Here is a 15,408-nt window from a genome sequence, read left to right on the forward strand (position 1 = left end):
TCGAAGCCGGCCAGTTCGGCGGGGTCGGCGGTGGGGCGGTAGCGGCCGGCCGCCAGCAGCGGGCGGAGCCGGTCGGCCGGGATGTCCTCCACGTACGACTCGCCGGCGGCGAGCTGCTTGGTACGGTGCTGGTCCACGTCGTAGCCGACGACGTGATGGCCGACCTCGGCCGCGCGTACGGCGAGCGGCAGACCGACGTAGCCTTGGCCTGCGACGACAACGTTCATCATGATGACTCCGTCTGGGTAAGGAGCGGCCGTGCCCCTGGTTTCTGTGGTGATGCCGGTTCACAACTCGGCTGCCACGCTTGGTGCCTCGGTGCGCTCGGTGCTCGCGCAGACCCACGCCGACGTGGAGCTGCTGGTCACCGACGACGCGTCCACCGACGATTCGATGGATCTGCTGCAGGAGCTGGCCCGTCAGGACGGGCGTGTGCGCCCGCAGGCGGCGCCCGAGCAGGGCGGTGCGGCCAGGGCCCGCAACCTCGCCCTTCAGCGGGCGCGGGGGGAGTACGTGGCATTCCTGGACAGCGACGACATGTGGCTGTCGGAGAAGCTGGAGCGGCAGCTCGCGTTCGCCGCCTCGGGCGATGCCCCGCTGACCTTCACCTCCTACTACAAGGTCGACGGCGACTATGTGGGCGAGGCCTCCGCCTTCACGCCGAACAGGCGCGTTATCGCGGCACGGGAACACGTAACGTACCGGGACATGCTGGTGCAGGACCACATCGGTGCCCTGACCGCCATGTACGACCGGACGGTGCTGGGCACCCGGCTGATGCCCGATATGCCGCGGCGGCAGGACTACGCGTTGTGGCTGTCGATCATGCGGGACGGGCACCCCGCCCGGGGCCTGCAAGAGCCGCTGGCGATCTACAGGTCCGGCCGGGCGGGGTCGCTCTCCTCCAACAAGCTGGCGCTGGTCCCGTACAACTGGGAGTTGTACCGCCAACACGAAGGGTTGTCGGTTTTCCGGGCGGTCGGAGCGCTGGCCGGGGCGACGTGGGCCAGCGTGCGGAAGTCGCGGATCTAGCGCGGCCTGCTGCAGTCCCGCAGGAACAGCTGGAGCAGCAGGCGCCGATTCTCGGGCGCCACGTCGTACTGGCCAGCGGCGAGCGCTTCGCGGCCGTGAACACAGCGATGCTGGTTCACGATCAAGACGTCACCGCGCTGGAGCGTGAACGAAACCTGCCCGGCAATCAGTTCGTCCGCAAGCTCCCTGGCCGCCTGGGCGTGCTCCGCGGCAAGCCCAGACTCGGTGAGCATCTTGGCAGTGAACCGGACGAACCCGAGGTCCGCCGGCTTGTGGTCCAGGACGGGGAACGGGCGGTACTCCGTGCCGACGTCGGACAGCTCGTAGAACGCCCCATACGTGTACGCGACTTCGGCGAGGAGGGCCCGGCTTGCCGGCGTCAGACGCATGACGGCAGCGCGGGCGTCGGACAGGATGCTCGCGCCGGCGCCGAGCGGGTCGGGTCGGACGCACAGCAGCGCCGAGTAGTCCGGCGGTTCGGTCCCGTTGACCACATCCATGTGGAAGGCGTTGTACCCGACCCCGGTAGACATGCCGGGATTGGCGCTCAGGTTGGTCCCGAGTTCCTTCCACAGCGGCCAGCGCCGGAACGGTTGGAAGGGCACAGCCACCTCGGCGAGGACCGCCGTTGCCAAGCGCTGGAACTCGTCCTTGGTTCCCAGAGCCTGAGCGATGTTCCCCAGGCGCACCACCGCGTATCCGGGGCCGTCCGCGCCGAGCATGGCGCGCAGGGATTCGGCGGTCTCGGTGAACTGCGGGACCGAAGCCAGATGAGTCCGGTACCGATCGATCGTGGAATCCGCCAGGAAGGCGCCCTCCATGCTCCAGGCGGGAAGCGCGCGTCCGATCGAGATGAGCTCTTCCTCCAGTTCCGTCGGCAGGTTGATGAAACCGTTCCAGTCGGCACTCATTGGAATACCCATGCCGACCCCTCCTTTCGCAACGCCCTGGCTGGCCCTTGCGGCCGGCCATCTCCAGAACACGGCCCATCACCGCTGCGAAACCAGGTGCGCGCTCGCCGCGCTGGCGTGCGAATCTCGCCATCCCAACCTGCTGTGTGCTGCTGCGAATTGCTGCGAATCGCGCGCCACCCTAGGTCCGGGATGCCTGCGAAGGCAGTACCCTAGGCCGACCGCACACCTGACGTTCCGTCAGCCGAGGAGGTCCGGTGGCTCCACCCGGCCAGCAACCCAATGCCGCGCTCGCCCACTGGGTGAGCCGTAGCGGAGCGAGCCACCAGAAGATCACCAGAACGATCCGAGCTGTCGCGGTGGAGCGCGGCCACCGCGACATCGCACCCGACCGTTCCCGGGTGCCCCGCTGGATCAAGGGCGAGAATCCACGGCCACCACTGCCTGACCTCATCGCCGAGGCACTCAACCGGTTGTGCGGCCCCCCGACCCGGCTGACACCCGCTGACATCGGCATGACCGGCCGTCCGGCGGCCGGGGCCACCTCGGGGTGGTCGGGCGCCGCGGTGTGTGCGGCGATCATCGACACCACCCGGAGCGACGCCGTGACCGACGGCTTCACCCCCACGAACGCCCGCCTACTGGCCGGTCCAGAGCTGCTCACCGCGGTGCAGCCCTGGCTGCACCTGCCGGACAGCGAGTTACCCAATCCGGCGAGGCCGGGCCGACTCGGCATGTCCGATGTACGGAGGATCAGGGACACTACTGACGCTTTCCGACGGCTCGACAACACGCACGGTGGCGGCCTCAGCCGGCGAGCCGTCGTCGGCCAGCTCCACGACGTCACCGCCCTCGCCCAGCAGAGCCGCGCCAGCGACGCGGTGGGGCGTGAGCTGTTCGTCGCGGTCGCCGACCTGGCGTCGGTGGCCGGTTGGATGACCCACGACACCGGACGCCACGCCGAAGCACAGCACTACCTGCTGCTCGGCCTCCAGGCCGCCAAGGCAGCGGGTCTGGCAGGTGCAGGGATCGCTGGCCACCTGCTCAACTGCCTCGCCCGCCAGGCGAATCATCTGGGCCGCACGACCGACGCCCTCGAACTCGTTCAGGCTGGGCTGTATGGCACCCGCAAGAGGCCGGCTGACCGCCTGCGCGCCGTGCTGGCCACGTTGGAGGCGCGCTGCCACGCCTCGCTCGGCGACCTGCCTGCCGTCGAGCGGTCGATCGCGGTCGCCGAGCACGCCCTGAACACCGATGCCGAGGTCCCGACGTGGGTGGAGTGGTTCGACCGGGCCGAGTACGAGGTCACCGTGGGCGTGTGCGAGCTGATCGCCGCCGAGCGCGACGCAGACCGAGCCCGGCGGGCGATCACCGGCATCCAGGCTGGTACCGCACTGCGGCCAAAGGAACGGACTCGCAGTCGGGCCTTCGACCGGATCGCATTGGCCCGTGCCTACGTCCGGGCGGGCGAACTTGAGGGCGCGGAGGCGGCCACAGCGGAGGCCCTTGCTCTGTTCGGGCAGGTCACGTCGACTCGGGTCACTGACCGCCTTGGGGAGCTCGACGCCGAACTGGCGGCCGCTGCGGGTTCGTCGGCGGCGTGCGCGGCGCGGGAACGCATCCAGGCCGCGACCGCGGCCTGACTTCCGGTCAGCCGGCTTGATCCCGCGCGGCGGCCTGGAGTGCGTCCCAGGCCGTCCAGAAGCGGCCCTCTATGCGGGCCTGGACCATGACGGGGTGCTGCCGGACGTCGCGGCCGAGCTGGTCTCGCTCGGCGCGTAGCTCCTCCAGCTTGGTGCGCTCCTCCTCGCTCCAGCGGGCCCGCTCCTGGGTCTGCTCGGGTGCGGGGTACTGCTCGCGGCGGAACCGGTCGACGGCGGCGATGTGCTGGGCGACGGCGGTCTCTGCGGTGATGCGGCGGCGCTGGAGCTGGACGAGGTCGTTGGGGATGAACAAGGGGTCGGGCACGGGGCGATCCTAGGGTGCGGGTCGGACAGGTGAGCGGCTACGCGCCGAGGTTGGCGGCGTCCATGCCGTCGGGGGTGAGGGGCTGGAGGGTGGCGGGGGTGTAGGCCAGCCAGGCCCAGCCGTCGCCGGGGTCCGCGGTCTTCCGCCAACGAACGTGGGCCACCCAGCCGGAGGGCAGCCGCCGCCACTGGGTCAGCAGGGCGGGCTGCCAGGCACCCTCCACATGCACAATCACGATCTGCCAGGCATCCGTGCTCGGGTGCTGGCCGGGGCCGGCCATCTCGGCGCGGTCGGCCAGCCGGGCATCGGCGGGGCAGCTCGGGCAGTACACACTGCCATTATCGCTCATATGTTCGAAAGCCAGCCCACCGCTTTGCCGGGTAGGTCACCAAGCAGGGAAGCGCGGGGCTATGTGACCCTCAGGTGGTGGAGCAGGAGTAGCGCAGCCACCGCGTTCGCGCTGCGGATCTCGCCCTTGGCCACCAGGTTCGGGACCTCGCCGAGCGGGACCCACTCGCGTCGCTCTGATTCGAACGCATCCTCGGGGTGGCCAACGTATTCGGCGGTCTCGGACCAGTAGACATGGTGTCGACCGTCGGCGAGCCCGTTCGACGGCTCGACGGTCAGCAGGTGGTGGAGCGGCCCCGGGCGCCAGCCGGTCTCCTCCAGCATCTCCCGGGCTGCGGCCGCCTCCAGGTCCTCACCAGCCTCGACGACACCGGCAGCCAGCTCCCACCCCCAGCTGTCGGTGATGAAGCGGTGCCGCCACAGCAACAACGCCTCGTTCCATTCGTTGACCGTGGTGGCCAGCGCGACCGGGCGCTGCCGCAGCACGTAGTGGTCGAGGTGCCGGCCGTCGGGCAGCTCGACGTCGGCGAGGTGCACCCGTAGCCATGGGTTCTCGTAGACGCTGTGCTCGCCGAGGTTCTTCCACACCGACATGCGCTGCTCTCCTCACACTGGCCTGGTCCGGCCAGGGTATCCAGTCAGATCGGGACGGCGAGCGCAGCGTCGATCTGCTCTACGGCGTCCCGCGCTGAGGCGGTTTGCTGTTGGACCAGCTGCCGCCGCAACGCCACAAACCGATCTCGGAGACGCTCCGACTCCATCCCGGCCGCGAGCCTGAGCGCGCTCAGTGCATTGCCGGCTGCCTGCTCGACCTCACCGCGGCCAAGGTCGACGGTCGTGAGGGTGGCCATGCGGTGGACCTGACCGCGGGGGTGCGCCTGGACGCGCACTGCCTCCTCGGCGTAGGACCGCGCGGGTGTCCAGTCGCCCAGGCTGATGAGCGCTTCGGCCAGCTGTGCTTCAACCAGGCCGGGTTGGACGTATCCGGTCTCTGGCGGTTCCTCGTCGCGGCGGATTGCTGCCGCCGCGCTCTCCGCCCGACTCATTGCTTGGTGGGCGCCGGTGGCGTCGCCCATGCGGGCGAACGCCTTGCCTTGCATGGCGTACAGGTCTGTGGCGAGGGCCGGGCTCAGAGCGCTGCCGGCGCTGCGGACGCCGGCCTCTGCGAACGCGACTGCCTGCCGGTAGTCCTTCAGGAACAGAGCCTGGTTGGTGAGGAGCGCGACGACGTAGCCGCCGAACGCGCGGTCCCCGCTCGCCTTGGCCAACCGCAGCGCGTGGTGGAAGTAGCGCTGGGCGAGCCCCTGATGGTCAGAGTCGTACGCGCAGATTCCGGCGACTGCGACGAGGCCGCCGGTGGCCCGGAGCAGGTCCCGGCCGACCGCGTCCGTGTAGGTGCCGCGGACCAGTGGTGCGGTGTGATCGGCCAGGAAACTCACGATTCGGCCGCGAGTAGCGACCCCGCCGGACGCCCGGTACATCTGCTCGTAGCGGCTCCGCGCGCCTCGCAGCATCTCGATGTCGGAGGCGCCAACGCGCAGACTGCCAGCGTGAGATACGTCGGCGTCGTCTGGTGGGTTCTCCCATTCCCAGACGGGGACGATGGCCGGGGTACCTACTATGGCGGCTTGCTGTTCGTGCTCGATGCGATGCTGCTGGTCGGATCGCCAGAGCGCTGCGGCGCGGTCGATGTAGGCGCCAAGGCTGGTGGGTTGGGGAAGCGAGTTGGGCTTGCCCATGCCAATGTCGTCCAGGCTCACAGACCGGCCGAGGTGCTGGGCCAGGAGCTCAGCGATGACGTCGGGTGCTGCGCCGCGTGGCCGCTGGCCTCGAAGCCAGCGCGTCACGGCCGTGTGGTCGTAGCGGCTCTTCTTCCCGCGGGCTGCATTCGCGTTGTTCACGCGGGCAGCAAGCCCGGCGTGGGACCAGCCTGCCTCGTCCAAGAGGATGTCGAGCTGTGTATTGGGGGCCATCTGATCACCTATCAGCCGTTCGGCCCGCATGACTGTACGCCACTTGGAATCACACGGGGTGTGAAACGAGCGCTCGGCCTGGCGCCCTGTGCGCGCTGCCGCGCGGCGGGCCGGCCCACCAGCATTGAAGCCGTGATGACGTTGAAGAAGGACGTTGTTCGCGTGGTGCCGCGAAGGCATACCCCGACGGACGCGCAACTCCACGCGAGGGCCTGCATCGACTGCGGCAGCACTAGCGGCCCGTTCAGCCCGGCAGGCCACGTGTACACCCGGTCGGGTGCGGCTCGTCTCGGGTGGGCGGTCGTCGCGTGTTCCGGTCATGCCAGCGGTCCCCAGGCACGGAATGCGACGGAGCTGGCCCGGTGACCCCACGGGCGCCGTTGGTGCCGGTGGTGGCGACGTCGCCGATTGCGTGGCTGGCCAGTGTGACGGGGGCTGATCAGCCTGCGACGGAGCGGGATTGGCCGCAGCAGCCCGGGGGCATCCAGATGCTGCCGTGCGGCGTGCAGTGGGACGTGATACGCCTGCCGGAGGAGCCCGGGGTGCCCGCACTCCACGCGCTCCTCGCGAGCAGCGCTGCCGGCGCGATCGGTCCGGTGATGCACGACCCGCGAGGCGGCCACACCTACTGGCTCGTCTCGATGCAGCTCCACGCCGATCACACCTGGGCCCGTATCACTCGGTCGTCCCGCGTGCTCTCGACCGGTGACTACCTGCCGGCTGTCGAGCCGGAGCCGGAGGTCCCGGGTGCGATCCGCTGGCTGCACTGGCCGGCCGTCACTGGTGTGCTGACCCCGCCGTCGCTGCTGGCCGCTGCGGTGCTCCAGGTACTGCCCCCGGTCTGAGATGCTCCCGCACCGCCATGCCCATGGAAGAGGCGGTGCGGGTCACGGTCCCGCCCTCAGTGATGCCGTCTCAGGGCCGGACCGTCCATCCGCGAACGGCTTGGCCGTTCGCGGACTCGGTCCCGTCCGTTGACGCCCCGCCGTCGGCGGGCGGGACCTCCGCCCCCTCTACAACCGAAGGACTGCGATGAGCGCCACCATCACCCGCCAGTTCGACCAGGCGCGCGCCCTGGCCGAGCTGCGTGCCCTCGGCCTCCAGCTCCACGGGCAGGCGACCGCGCACGCCGCCACCGCCGAGCTGGATGACACGCTCGGTCAGATGCGGACCGTGCACGACGGGCTGACCGCCGGGCTGGCCTCCGGCCTCTTGCCGAAGCTCGGCCGCAGCATCCGGAGCGTCGCCGCCCGCCGCGCCGCGGTGACGGACGTCGTCACGCGGGCTGCCGAAGCGGCCTGACCCGAGACGGCCAAAGATTGAACTCCCGTGCCAGGGCGGCAGCCACGCCTTCGCCCCCTGGCACGGGGCACCACCCCCAAGGAACGGAGCCGCATCATGGCCACCCCACCGCCACCGCCCCCGCCGGAGATCTGTGCCGTCTGCGGCCGGCCCGTGAGCGCCTGCGGGCGTCAGCATTTCGTGTGACCCACGGGTGCCCAGGCTCGGCAGGGCCTGGGCACAGCCGGCGCGTCTTGTGGGGACGCGCCGGTCGCTTCAGCTAAGCAGGTCACTTGGGAGGGGCCGGAGAAGAGCGTCCGGCTGGATGCCTAGCGCCGCGGCAATAGCGACGAGGTCATCCAGGGTGGGCGGCGTACGGCCAGCCTCGAAGCTGGCGATGGTGCGCCGGTCGAGTCCGCCAGCCTGTTCACCGAGGCGCTCCTGGCTGTACCGGCGGATGTGACGCCACGTCCGGATCCGCTCGCCAACCTGGCGGCGCGTCTGAAGCTGCTGGTCGGTGGGGTGGCGGGGCGCTGGCACCCGTCGACCGTTGCGTGATCGTGATCAAAAGTCTGTACGCGTAGACCGACATTTGCTCGAACTATGTTCGATAAACTGCAGGTCACAGCCTCGGGGGGACCGAGCACCGGAGCACGCAGTTGAGCATCCACGACGATCCGTACGCCGACGCCGAAAGCGCGGCGGACGAACTCCGCGCTGCCCTCCTGAGGCACGGCATCACTCTGCCGAACCTCGGCCTCGATCTCGGCGCGATCATGATCGGGGTTTCCGCAGTTAGCCTTGGCAGCGTTCCAGCTGAAATCGTTCGTCAGGTCACCGAGCTGATCCCCTGAGCTCTTGCTCGTGGCGCATGGCCTCGTGCCAGTTGTGCGCCAGCTGAAACGGCGTCGCGGCCTCGTAGCGTTCTTTGAGGCCAGCGACCGCCTCGGCCACTGTCCGCTTTGCCAAGTTCAGCTCCCGGGCGATGCTCTGCTGGCTGCCGCCGGCCGCGAGAAGCCGCATGATGTTCTTCTCGCGCACTGAGAGGGGGTCATCTTCGGCCCCTCGCCAGGGATCCGCCCGGCTCCAGTCCCGCTCGAACTGGCCAGCGAGGAACCCCGCAAGAACGGGATCGTGCACCATGTGCGCAAGCGCCTCGTTGCTGGTCACCATCACGGTGTTGCCTGGGATGACGGCAATCTTCCGGTCGATGACGAAGAACCGCTGAAACTTCTCGCCGAGTGTCCGGTACTCGGCGCCTGCGTCGGTCATCAGTGCGACCCGTCGGTCCATATTCTCGATGAGGCGGACTTGGTCGTTGTACAAGGTCCGCATGGTGACGCCGCGTCGAAGGGCGTCGGTGTCGCGGGGTGTGGCCTCATCCATGGCTTCGGGGCGGCGAACGGCCCCGGGCTGGGCGGAGAGCACCTCCTCCGTTGCGGAGGCGAGAACCTGCGTCAACCGGGCTCCGATGGCATCAGAACCACGCAGCACCTCGATCAGCGTGGAATCTACCTGGCGGTTCCCGTAGGCGTAGATCAACGGGCGCAGGGCGTCGGAGACGCCGGCTGAGTGTCGGAGCATCAGGGCGGCCTCTGCGTGGTGGTCCGCGGCCCTGTCGTGAAAGTCGGCTTGCCAGCGAGCGGCGACGTACGACGGATCGACGGGCACGGGTCCGTCGGGGGCACTCCGTAGCAGGCCGAGGTTGAGAAGGTGGCTCACTGCTCGCGCATCGGCATCGGTAGGCCTGTAGCCCTCCGTTGCGATGCGGACGTACAGCCGTTGGCTCTCTTCGTCTACGACTGGCGTGAGGTCAGCCATTCTTGGGCTACTCATGGCATGCAACTTAGTGCGATTGCATCTTAGTGCGCAGCGAAATGGTGGACGAGTGCACCGTGCGTACGAGATCGTTACAGAGAGCTTTGACGGATCATCAACAAATGATCATCACTGCCTGGTGGGGCGCGCCAGCTTGGGGGCAGAGTGCAGACGATCGGCGGGTTGACACGGAACGACGGCCACCCCCGTTTTGGTAGTGGCAGCAGGCCGCGGCTTCCCCGGCGACGCGGCCACCACGCACCATCTAAGGAGCTCACTCATGAGGCATTGCATCGGCGGTCCGCTCATTGCCCTCGCGGCCGCGGCCCTGATCGCCCTGGCAGCCGCCGGTCAGGCAACGGCCGACGACACCACGACCACCCCGCCGCCGTCGGCGCCAGCGTCATCGCCAGCACCCACGGGCACGATCATCACCAACGACACGCACTGGGGCGGCTGAGCGCGCTTCTCGCGTGAGGGGCGCCAGCCTGCTTCAGGCCGGCGCCCCGTTGCACCGCCCGGTCCAACCCCTTCAGCGCTCCTTGACTGAACAGCGCCACTCCCTGCACATCGGATCGAACTTGCGTTCGACCTACGGCCCGATGAGGTTCTATGCCCGACCACACTCACCCCCGGAGTGCCCCCTGTGTGCTGTCCAGCGTCTCGCAGGCCGAGCGCGAAGCTGTCATCGCGGCCTACGTTTGGTCCGCCGAGCCTCGGCGCTGCTTCCGCTGTGCTGACGGCGCGGGTCCGACCGCGACCGTGGGACACATCCCGGCCGGCGCTCTCAGGGCATGCGCTCAGTGTGTCGTCGAGCTGGAGCGGGACCGGGCTCGCGCGGCCGCGCGGTACGGGTGGCCGTACGCTCCAGGAACGCCGCCTATCGCCGCGCGGCCGGAGCTGTCTCGCCGCGCCGGGTAGGCTGCTCTGCGAGTCGCCATTTCCGCAGGTCGACGGGATGGTTTCCGTAGGGGAGTCGTAGGGATCGTCTTGCGTAGGGGATAGGTAGGGAGCTGGTGATCCCAAAATGGTCATAAGATATGCCCACGACGGATCACAACATCACTGCACGTCACGAGGGTGATGGAGTACCAGTCAGCCGTTTCCGCAGCATGTAGTTGCAGTCCCAGTTAGTAGTACGGCTACTTCATGCGCCGCCTGGCGGAGCGCCCGGCCAACCTGACGTTCTTCCTGCGGGCCATGGCCACCAAGGGCTAGCGGTTTCCGAATGGCGAGATGGCGAGTTGACGATGCGTCAACTCGCCATCTTCCTTTGGTCGTTGGTGCCCGCTTTGTTCGTTGTCGACGTCGCGTCGAATCAACTGGACTGCTCGCGGCGATTCAACCGGACTGCGCCGCCCGCCTGGAGCGGATCGCCCGGCGCAGTGCCGCCGGCACCGGCCCGCACAGGTCGGCGAGTTCGGCGATCCTGGCCTTCTCCTCGCGCCGCTGCTGGCGGCTCAGCACCAGTGTCAGCTCGCCCGCGTGGGCCAGCGCCACCAGGGCCGCGTCCGCCGCCTCGACCCGGCTGATCGGGTCGCGCAGCGCCGCCGAGACGGCGGCGGTCAGCTGCTTGCGGGCCCGCGGGTCGCGCGGCTCGATCCGCACCGCGTGGAACAGCCCCAGCACCCGGCGCTCCTCAAGGCGCAGCACGCCCTGGTCGGCGAGGCTGCCGCGGACCTCGCGCACGGTCGGCCGACGCCGGCCGATCCACCGCTGCCAGGACCGCGGCCGGCTCTGGGCGATCAGCCGCAGCGGCTCGGCGAGCAGCGGGTCGAGGCCGGCGGGAGCAGGGGCGACGGCCACCGGCCTGCCGCGGTCGTCGCGGATCAGGCCGAGCCGCAGCAGGTCGGCCAGGCCCGCCGCCCGCAGCAGCAGGTCGAGGTTGGAGCGGCTGGTCAGCCGGCCCTTGTCGGGGTCGTAGGCGAGCAGGAACAGCTTGCCCTGCAGGGTGTCGGGTACGTCGGTCACGAGGTTTCCTCCTCCTCATCAGGGCTGCTCGCGTCCTCCTTGGCGGGCCGGCCGCGCTTGGGCAGCCGGCCCACGCCGCCGGGCATCCGGCCGCTGTCGGTCAGGGCCCGGCGCAACAGGAACTCGATCTGGGCGTTGGTGCTGCGCAGTTCGTCCGAGGCCCAGCGGGCCAGTGCGTCGTGGACCCCCGGATCCAGGCGCAAGAGGATCTTCTTCCGCTCGGTCGCCACCTGCGCATTCTCCTACTGGTACAGGGACCCGGTGTTGACCACCGGCTGAGTGCCACGGTCGCCGCACAGCACCACCAGCAGGTTGCTCACCATGGCGGCCTTGCGCTCCTCGTCCAACTCGACCACATCGCGCTCGGCCAGCCGGTCCAGGGCGGCTTCCACCATGCCGACCGCGCCCTCGACGATCAGCCTGCGGGCCGCGACCACCGCGCCGGCCTGCTGGCGCTGCAGCATCACCTGGGCGACCTCGGGGGCGTAGGCGAGACGGGTGATCCGGGACTCGATGACCTTGACGCCGGCCGACGCCACCCGGGTGCCGATCTCCTCGGAGAGCCGGCCGGTGATCTCGTCGGCGCTGTCCCGCAGCGACAGCTGGCCGGGCTGGTGGGAGTCGTACGGGTAGCTGTTGGCGATGTGCCGGACGGCGGTCTCGGTCTGGATCGCGACGAACTCCACGAAGTCGTCCACCTCGAACACGGCCTTGGCGGTGTCCTCGACCTGCCAGACCACCACGGCGGCCATCTGGATCGGGTTGCCGTCGGAGTCGTTGACCTTGGCGGTCTCGGTCTCGTGGTTGCGGATCCGGGTGGAGATCCGGCGGCGCGAGGTGAACGGGTTGACCCAGGTCAGGCCGTCGGCCCGGATGGTGCCCCGGTAGCGCCCGAACAGCATCACCACCTGGGCCACACCGGGGGCGACCACCGTCATGCCGCCCCACAGCACCAGACCGGTGATGGCCAGCAGCGGGCCGACGCAGACCAGCGCGATCCCCAGTGCGCCGCCGTGGTGGGTGGCCAGCTCGGCGATGGCGACGACGGTCAGCGCGGCGCCGCCGAGCACCGAGAGCAGGCAGAGCGCGAGCATCGGCAGACCGGCGCGGCCGGTGATCAGCCGTTCGGTGATCTTGGGGGCGGGCATCTCGGGTACCGCGATGGGGTGTTGCTGAGCGGCCATCGGACCGGCTCCTCTCAATCCTCCGTTGAGCCCGTTAGCACGGGCCTATCAAAGTGATATCACTTTACGCGGGAAGGCGGAAGGGGGGCGGTCGGAGGCAGCTTGGGAGGGGAGCCCGGAAGGGGAGCCCGGAAGGGGCACTCAGCAGTGGGCGGCGATCAAGGTCGCGGGACACCCCGGGTGGCGATCACCACGGTGGCGTCCAGCTCCTCATCCGCCACCACGCGGGCGGTGAGGCCCGCGCCACGGACCACCGACAGTGCCGCCGGAAGCTGGCGCTCGCTGGTCTCGAACAGCAGCGCGCCGCCGGGTGCCAGCCAGCTCGGCGCCTCGGCGGCCATCCGGCGCAGCACGGCCAGCCCGTCGGGGCCGCCGTCCAGCGCCGCCCGGGCCTCGTGGTCGCGGGCCTCGGCGGGCAGCACGGCCAGCCGATCCGTGGGCACATAGGGCACGTTGGCGATCAGCAGCTCCACCTCGCCGCGCAGCCCGGCCGGCAGCGGAGCGAACAGGTCACCGGTCCACACCGTGCCGCGCCCGGCCAGGTTGCGGGCGGCGCAGGCGGTCGCGGCCGGGTCGATGTCCGCCGCGTGCAACTCCAGCTCGACGGCCGCGGCCAGCACTGCGCCGAGCGCTCCCGAGCCGCAGCACAGGTCGACGGTGCGGAATCCGGTGCGGACCAGGCCGAGCGCCTGCCGGGCCAGGAACTCGGTGCGCCGCCGGGGCACGAACACCCCGGGGTCCACCGCGATCCGCAGACCGCAGAACTCGGCCCAGCCGACGACGTGTTCCAGCGGGTGCCCGGCCACCCGCCGGTCCACCATGCGGGCCAGCTCGGCATCGGAGCGGGCGGCGGCGAGGAGGAGGTCCGCCTCGTCCTCGGCGAAGACGCAGCCGGCCGCGCGCAGCGTGTCGACGACGGCGGGAAAGGCGGGAAAGGCGGGGGAGGGGGAAGTGGAGGATGACGCGGAGTGGGGCTGAGCGGTCATGGGGAGAGCCTTCCGGGGATCCGAAGGGTACTCTCGGCGGCTCAGCTCGACGAACGGCGACCGCGCGGGGCGAGTACCCGGACAACACCAGCGTTGATGGGTCTCACCTCCTTGGTCGGGCCCCGCGATCAGCGGAGCGGCAGCGGCCCTCGGTGGGCCGGGCAGAACCGTATCAGAAGAGCGGTGGCCCGATTGTCCGAAAATCGCCTGGTATCACGTCAAGTTCGGCTGCCACAGTCTGCGTGATCTTGGCGCGACCCGAGATCACGGACCGATCCGAGCGGAGCATCCCCACATGCGAACCACCGTCAAGCGCCTCGTCCTGAGCGCGGCGCTCACCACCGGCCTCATCGGTGCCTTTCCCGCCACCGCCAACGCCTACAGCGCGACCGCGATCTGCGGCTCCGACGGCTACAGCTACACCGTGCTGACCTCGTCCCCGGTGACCGCCCCGAACGGCACCGTAGTCGGCACCGTCTACCTGGCCTACAGCTCAGGGAACGGCGAGAACTGCGTCGTCACCATCAAGAGCTCCTACGTGGGCAGCTCGACCTGGACGGGCGCCGACCTGACCGTCCAGAACGTGGGCGACTTCTACGACAACAACAACTACTCGTACTACGCCGGCCCGGTTCGTAAGTACGCCGCCGGCCACTGCGTGAAGTACCAGGGCATCATGAACATGAGTGACGGCACGACCGCTACCGGTGGCAACTCGGCGTGGAACTACTGCAACTGACGTTACGTCAGTGATGCATCGGCCGGCTGTCCTTCGCCTGGACAGCCGGCCTTTGTGCACCTCGTGCTCCGCGCTTCGTGCGGCTAACGCATCTGTTCGCCGTCATTCAATCGAGGCGTTTGACAGCGAACCCAGTCGTTCAGGCTTCCTTGTCAGTGAACCTGGTCGTTCTTCGGCCCGATGCCTTTGATCCTGGTCGGAGTTCCGTCCGGGGCGAACGAGTGGTGGAAGGTGAAGGCGTGCGGCGCGGAGCCGTGGTCCTGGAGGTGTTCCAGCCTGGAAACCCCGTCCTGCCAGGTGGGTATCACGCCGTCGGAGACCCACCAGAACACGTAATTCGGGTGCTCTGTCCTCTCGAACCAGTCGTAACGCCTGTTCAGCGCCTCACGGTGCAGACCGGTGTAGACGGCGTCGAAGGCGGGGTGCAGGTCGGTCCAGAGTGAGAGGGTCGCGGCCAGGGCGGTGGTTTCCACCGTACGGCCCTTGCCGTACCAGGTCGGTACGGCGAACTCTCCCCATGCACCCCAGTCTGCCTCGAAGAGTGTGCCCCGGTTACCGTCTGCCGCTGCAGCATGACCGAGGTACCCGGGGTGCTGGCTGATCTTCCGGTAGATGGCCTCGCCGCTGTCGTAGAACTCGTTCGTGAGAGGTGTGGGATCAGCGAGAGGTGACTTCAGGACGCCGAATGTGTACAGCGCAAGATGGGGCATGCGTCTCTCCTTGGATGGGGGTGCCCGGTGTGGACCCGGTTCGGTGGCTCACACATGGGGGCGAGGATTCGTGGGGCGTGACCAACTCATCCCGTCGCGGGTGGCTCAGCCTGAAGGAACTCCCGTGCGCCCGTGGGCGATCGCCGAAGACCAGATGAAGGTAGCTGCCTTTGCGGGCCATGTCGAAGTTGCGTTTTCCCTGTCCAAGTGGCCTCTTGCACCGGTCATCGCGGGGGCTGGGGCGGTGACGGGCGGGGCAGGCTGCGGGGTGCCAGTGATCCACTTCGGCCGATCGGTTCGCCCGCCGTGCCCGTCCGCACCCCCTGGCCGATAGCCCCGAGTGCCGTTCGAACGCGTGCGGTTGAAGAAGATGGCCTACGGCCACTGGGGAGCCGGTGTGCCTGGTGATGGAGGGTGCGCAGTGATGCGGTAGCTGGTCATCTCGACGTCGAGCCCGAAATCCATATGGTGAGCGGCTGGTTCGCCG

Annotated in this window: 19 protein-coding genes and 1 pseudogene; 7 read left to right on the forward strand and 13 right to left on the reverse strand. The window is 69.3% G+C overall.

What is annotated here, in order from left to right; genetic code table 11:
• A pseudogene (locus tag P3T35_RS19820) lies at nt 1–227 on the reverse strand (nucleotide sugar dehydrogenase); the annotation flags it as partial.
• 31 nt (nt 228–258) lie between these two features.
• Here P3T35_RS19820 and P3T35_RS19825 point away from each other — a divergent pair.
• Entirely contained in the window at nt 259–1,032 is a 774-nt protein-coding gene (locus P3T35_RS19825) for a glycosyltransferase family 2 protein (RefSeq protein ID WP_101382706.1), read from the forward strand.
• Here the strand turns inward: P3T35_RS19825 and P3T35_RS19830 are convergent.
• On the reverse strand, nt 1,029–1,955 hold the full coding sequence (locus tag P3T35_RS19830) for a TauD/TfdA family dioxygenase (RefSeq protein WP_101382707.1): 927 nt from the start codon (nt 1,953–1,955) through the stop codon (nt 1,029–1,031). The two genes, P3T35_RS19825 and P3T35_RS19830, sit on opposite strands and share 4 nt — an antisense overlap.
• 245 nt (nt 1,956–2,200) lie before the next feature.
• Between P3T35_RS19830 and P3T35_RS19835 the strand changes: the two genes are divergently transcribed.
• On the forward strand, nt 2,201–3,586 hold the full coding sequence (locus P3T35_RS19835; RefSeq protein ID WP_143676923.1) for a transcriptional regulator: 1,386 nt from the start codon (nt 2,201–2,203) through the stop codon (nt 3,584–3,586).
• Between the two features lie 7 nt (nt 3,587–3,593).
• On the opposite strand, the gene P3T35_RS19840 is transcribed toward P3T35_RS19835, so the two are convergent.
• The 4 genes from P3T35_RS19840 to P3T35_RS19855 form a co-directional block, all read right to left on the reverse strand.
• A complete protein-coding gene (locus tag P3T35_RS19840) occupies nt 3,594–3,911 on the reverse strand; it encodes a hypothetical protein (RefSeq protein ID WP_101382709.1) in 318 nt (105 codons plus the stop codon).
• A 37-nt stretch (nt 3,912–3,948) separates the two neighbouring features.
• The gene (locus P3T35_RS19845; RefSeq protein ID WP_101382710.1) at nt 3,949–4,242 is read right to left on the reverse strand and encodes a hypothetical protein; all 294 of its coding nucleotides are present in this window, start codon (nt 4,240–4,242) and stop codon (nt 3,949–3,951) included.
• 77 nt (nt 4,243–4,319) lie between these two features.
• Nucleotides 4,320–4,853, reverse strand: a complete 534-nt coding sequence (locus P3T35_RS19850) for an NUDIX hydrolase (RefSeq protein WP_101382711.1) — start codon at nt 4,851–4,853, stop codon at nt 4,320–4,322.
• Nucleotides 4,854–4,897: 44 nt separating this feature from the next.
• The gene (locus P3T35_RS19855) at nt 4,898–6,232 is read right to left on the reverse strand and encodes a transcriptional regulator (RefSeq protein ID WP_101382712.1); all 1,335 of its coding nucleotides are present in this window, start codon (nt 6,230–6,232) and stop codon (nt 4,898–4,900) included.
• Nucleotides 6,233–6,774: 542 nt separating this feature from the next.
• Here P3T35_RS19855 and P3T35_RS19860 point away from each other — a divergent pair.
• Both P3T35_RS19860 and P3T35_RS19865 read left to right on the forward strand, forming a co-directional pair.
• Nucleotides 6,775–7,077: a hypothetical protein gene (locus P3T35_RS19860; RefSeq protein ID WP_143676924.1), complete on the forward strand. Its 303-nt coding sequence runs from the start codon at nt 6,775–6,777 to the stop codon at nt 7,075–7,077.
• Between the two features lie 187 nt (nt 7,078–7,264).
• Entirely contained in the window at nt 7,265–7,534 is a 270-nt protein-coding gene (locus P3T35_RS19865) for a hypothetical protein (RefSeq protein ID WP_101382714.1), read from the forward strand.
• A gap of 255 nt (nt 7,535–7,789) precedes the next feature.
• On the opposite strand, the gene P3T35_RS19870 is transcribed toward P3T35_RS19865, so the two are convergent.
• Nucleotides 7,790–8,053 carry a helix-turn-helix transcriptional regulator gene (locus P3T35_RS19870; RefSeq protein ID WP_101382715.1) on the reverse strand — a complete coding sequence of 88 codons (264 nt, stop codon included), beginning with the start codon at nt 8,051–8,053 and terminating at the stop codon, nt 7,790–7,792.
• Nucleotides 8,054–8,172: 119 nt separating this feature from the next.
• Here P3T35_RS19870 and P3T35_RS19875 point away from each other — a divergent pair, with 119 nt between their 5' ends.
• Entirely contained in the window at nt 8,173–8,367 is a 195-nt protein-coding gene (locus P3T35_RS19875; RefSeq protein ID WP_280707065.1) for a hypothetical protein, read from the forward strand.
• Here the strand turns inward: P3T35_RS19875 and P3T35_RS19880 are convergent.
• Complete coding sequence (locus P3T35_RS19880; RefSeq protein ID WP_180356629.1) at nt 8,348–9,334, reverse strand: LuxR C-terminal-related transcriptional regulator; 987 nt, start codon at nt 9,332–9,334, stop codon at nt 8,348–8,350. The genes P3T35_RS19875 and P3T35_RS19880 overlap by 20 nt on opposite strands.
• A 277-nt stretch (nt 9,335–9,611) precedes the next feature.
• Here P3T35_RS19880 and P3T35_RS19885 point away from each other — a divergent pair, with 277 nt between their 5' ends.
• Nucleotides 9,612–9,791 (forward strand): hypothetical protein, encoded by a 180-nt coding sequence (locus P3T35_RS19885; protein WP_101382717.1) that lies wholly within the window; start codon nt 9,612–9,614, stop codon nt 9,789–9,791.
• An 881-nt stretch (nt 9,792–10,672) separates the two neighbouring features.
• Here P3T35_RS19885 and P3T35_RS19890 read toward each other — a convergent pair.
• The 4 genes from P3T35_RS19890 to P3T35_RS19905 form a co-directional block, all read right to left on the reverse strand.
• Complete coding sequence (locus P3T35_RS19890; protein ID WP_101382718.1) at nt 10,673–11,302, reverse strand: GPP34 family phosphoprotein; 630 nt, start codon at nt 11,300–11,302, stop codon at nt 10,673–10,675.
• The gene (locus P3T35_RS19895; RefSeq protein WP_101382719.1) at nt 11,299–11,532 is read right to left on the reverse strand and encodes a hypothetical protein; all 234 of its coding nucleotides are present in this window, start codon (nt 11,530–11,532) and stop codon (nt 11,299–11,301) included. The genes P3T35_RS19890 and P3T35_RS19895 overlap by 4 nt, the downstream gene beginning before the upstream one ends.
• A gap of 12 nt (nt 11,533–11,544) precedes the next feature.
• A complete protein-coding gene (locus tag P3T35_RS19900) occupies nt 11,545–12,486 on the reverse strand; it encodes an SPFH domain-containing protein (RefSeq protein WP_101382720.1) in 942 nt (313 codons plus the stop codon).
• Between the two features lie 158 nt (nt 12,487–12,644).
• Nucleotides 12,645–13,472: a putative protein N(5)-glutamine methyltransferase gene (locus P3T35_RS19905; RefSeq protein WP_101382721.1), complete on the reverse strand. Its 828-nt coding sequence runs from the start codon at nt 13,470–13,472 to the stop codon at nt 12,645–12,647.
• A 295-nt stretch (nt 13,473–13,767) separates the two neighbouring features.
• Here P3T35_RS19905 and P3T35_RS19910 point away from each other — a divergent pair, with 295 nt between their 5' ends.
• Nucleotides 13,768–14,211, forward strand: a complete 444-nt coding sequence (locus P3T35_RS19910) for a hypothetical protein (RefSeq protein WP_101382722.1) — start codon at nt 13,768–13,770, stop codon at nt 14,209–14,211.
• A 152-nt stretch (nt 14,212–14,363) separates the two neighbouring features.
• Here P3T35_RS19910 and P3T35_RS19915 read toward each other — a convergent pair whose 3' ends face one another.
• The gene (locus P3T35_RS19915) at nt 14,364–14,921 is read right to left on the reverse strand and encodes a DUF3291 domain-containing protein (RefSeq protein ID WP_101382723.1); all 558 of its coding nucleotides are present in this window, start codon (nt 14,919–14,921) and stop codon (nt 14,364–14,366) included.
• Nucleotides 14,922–15,408 lie beyond the last annotated feature (487 nt).

Source organism: Kitasatospora sp. GP30 (assembly GCF_029892145.1).
GTDB classification, from domain to species: domain Bacteria; phylum Actinomycetota; class Actinomycetes; order Streptomycetales; family Streptomycetaceae; genus Kitasatospora; species Kitasatospora acidiphila.

What these genes read in the sequence shown, in the direction of transcription:
- P3T35_RS19830 (WP_101382707.1), bottom strand. Translation starts at nt 1,955, where the DNA reads ATGGGTATTCCAATGAGTGCCGACTGGAACGGTTTCATCAACCTGCCG.
- P3T35_RS19850 (WP_101382711.1), bottom strand. Translation starts at nt 4,853, where the DNA reads ATGTCGGTGTGGAAGAACCTCGGCGAGCACAGCGTCTACGAGAACCCA.
- P3T35_RS19855 (WP_101382712.1), bottom strand. Translation starts at nt 6,232, where the DNA reads ATGGCCCCCAATACACAGCTCGACATCCTCTTGGACGAGGCAGGCTGG.
- P3T35_RS19865 (WP_101382714.1), top strand. Translation starts at nt 7,265, where the DNA reads ATGAGCGCCACCATCACCCGCCAGTTCGACCAGGCGCGCGCCCTGGCC.
- P3T35_RS19880 (WP_180356629.1), bottom strand. Translation starts at nt 9,334, where the DNA reads ATGGCTGACCTCACGCCAGTCGTAGACGAAGAGAGCCAACGGCTGTAC.
- P3T35_RS19885 (WP_101382717.1), top strand. Translation starts at nt 9,612, where the DNA reads ATGAGGCATTGCATCGGCGGTCCGCTCATTGCCCTCGCGGCCGCGGCC.
- P3T35_RS19900 (WP_101382720.1), bottom strand. Translation starts at nt 12,486, where the DNA reads ATGGCCGCTCAGCAACACCCCATCGCGGTACCCGAGATGCCCGCCCCC.
- P3T35_RS19905 (WP_101382721.1), bottom strand. Translation starts at nt 13,472, where the DNA reads ATGACCGCTCAGCCCCACTCCGCGTCATCCTCCACTTCCCCCTCCCCC.
- P3T35_RS19910 (WP_101382722.1), top strand. Translation starts at nt 13,768, where the DNA reads ATGCGAACCACCGTCAAGCGCCTCGTCCTGAGCGCGGCGCTCACCACC.
- P3T35_RS19915 (WP_101382723.1), bottom strand. Translation starts at nt 14,921, where the DNA reads ATGCCCCATCTTGCGCTGTACACATTCGGCGTCCTGAAGTCACCTCTC.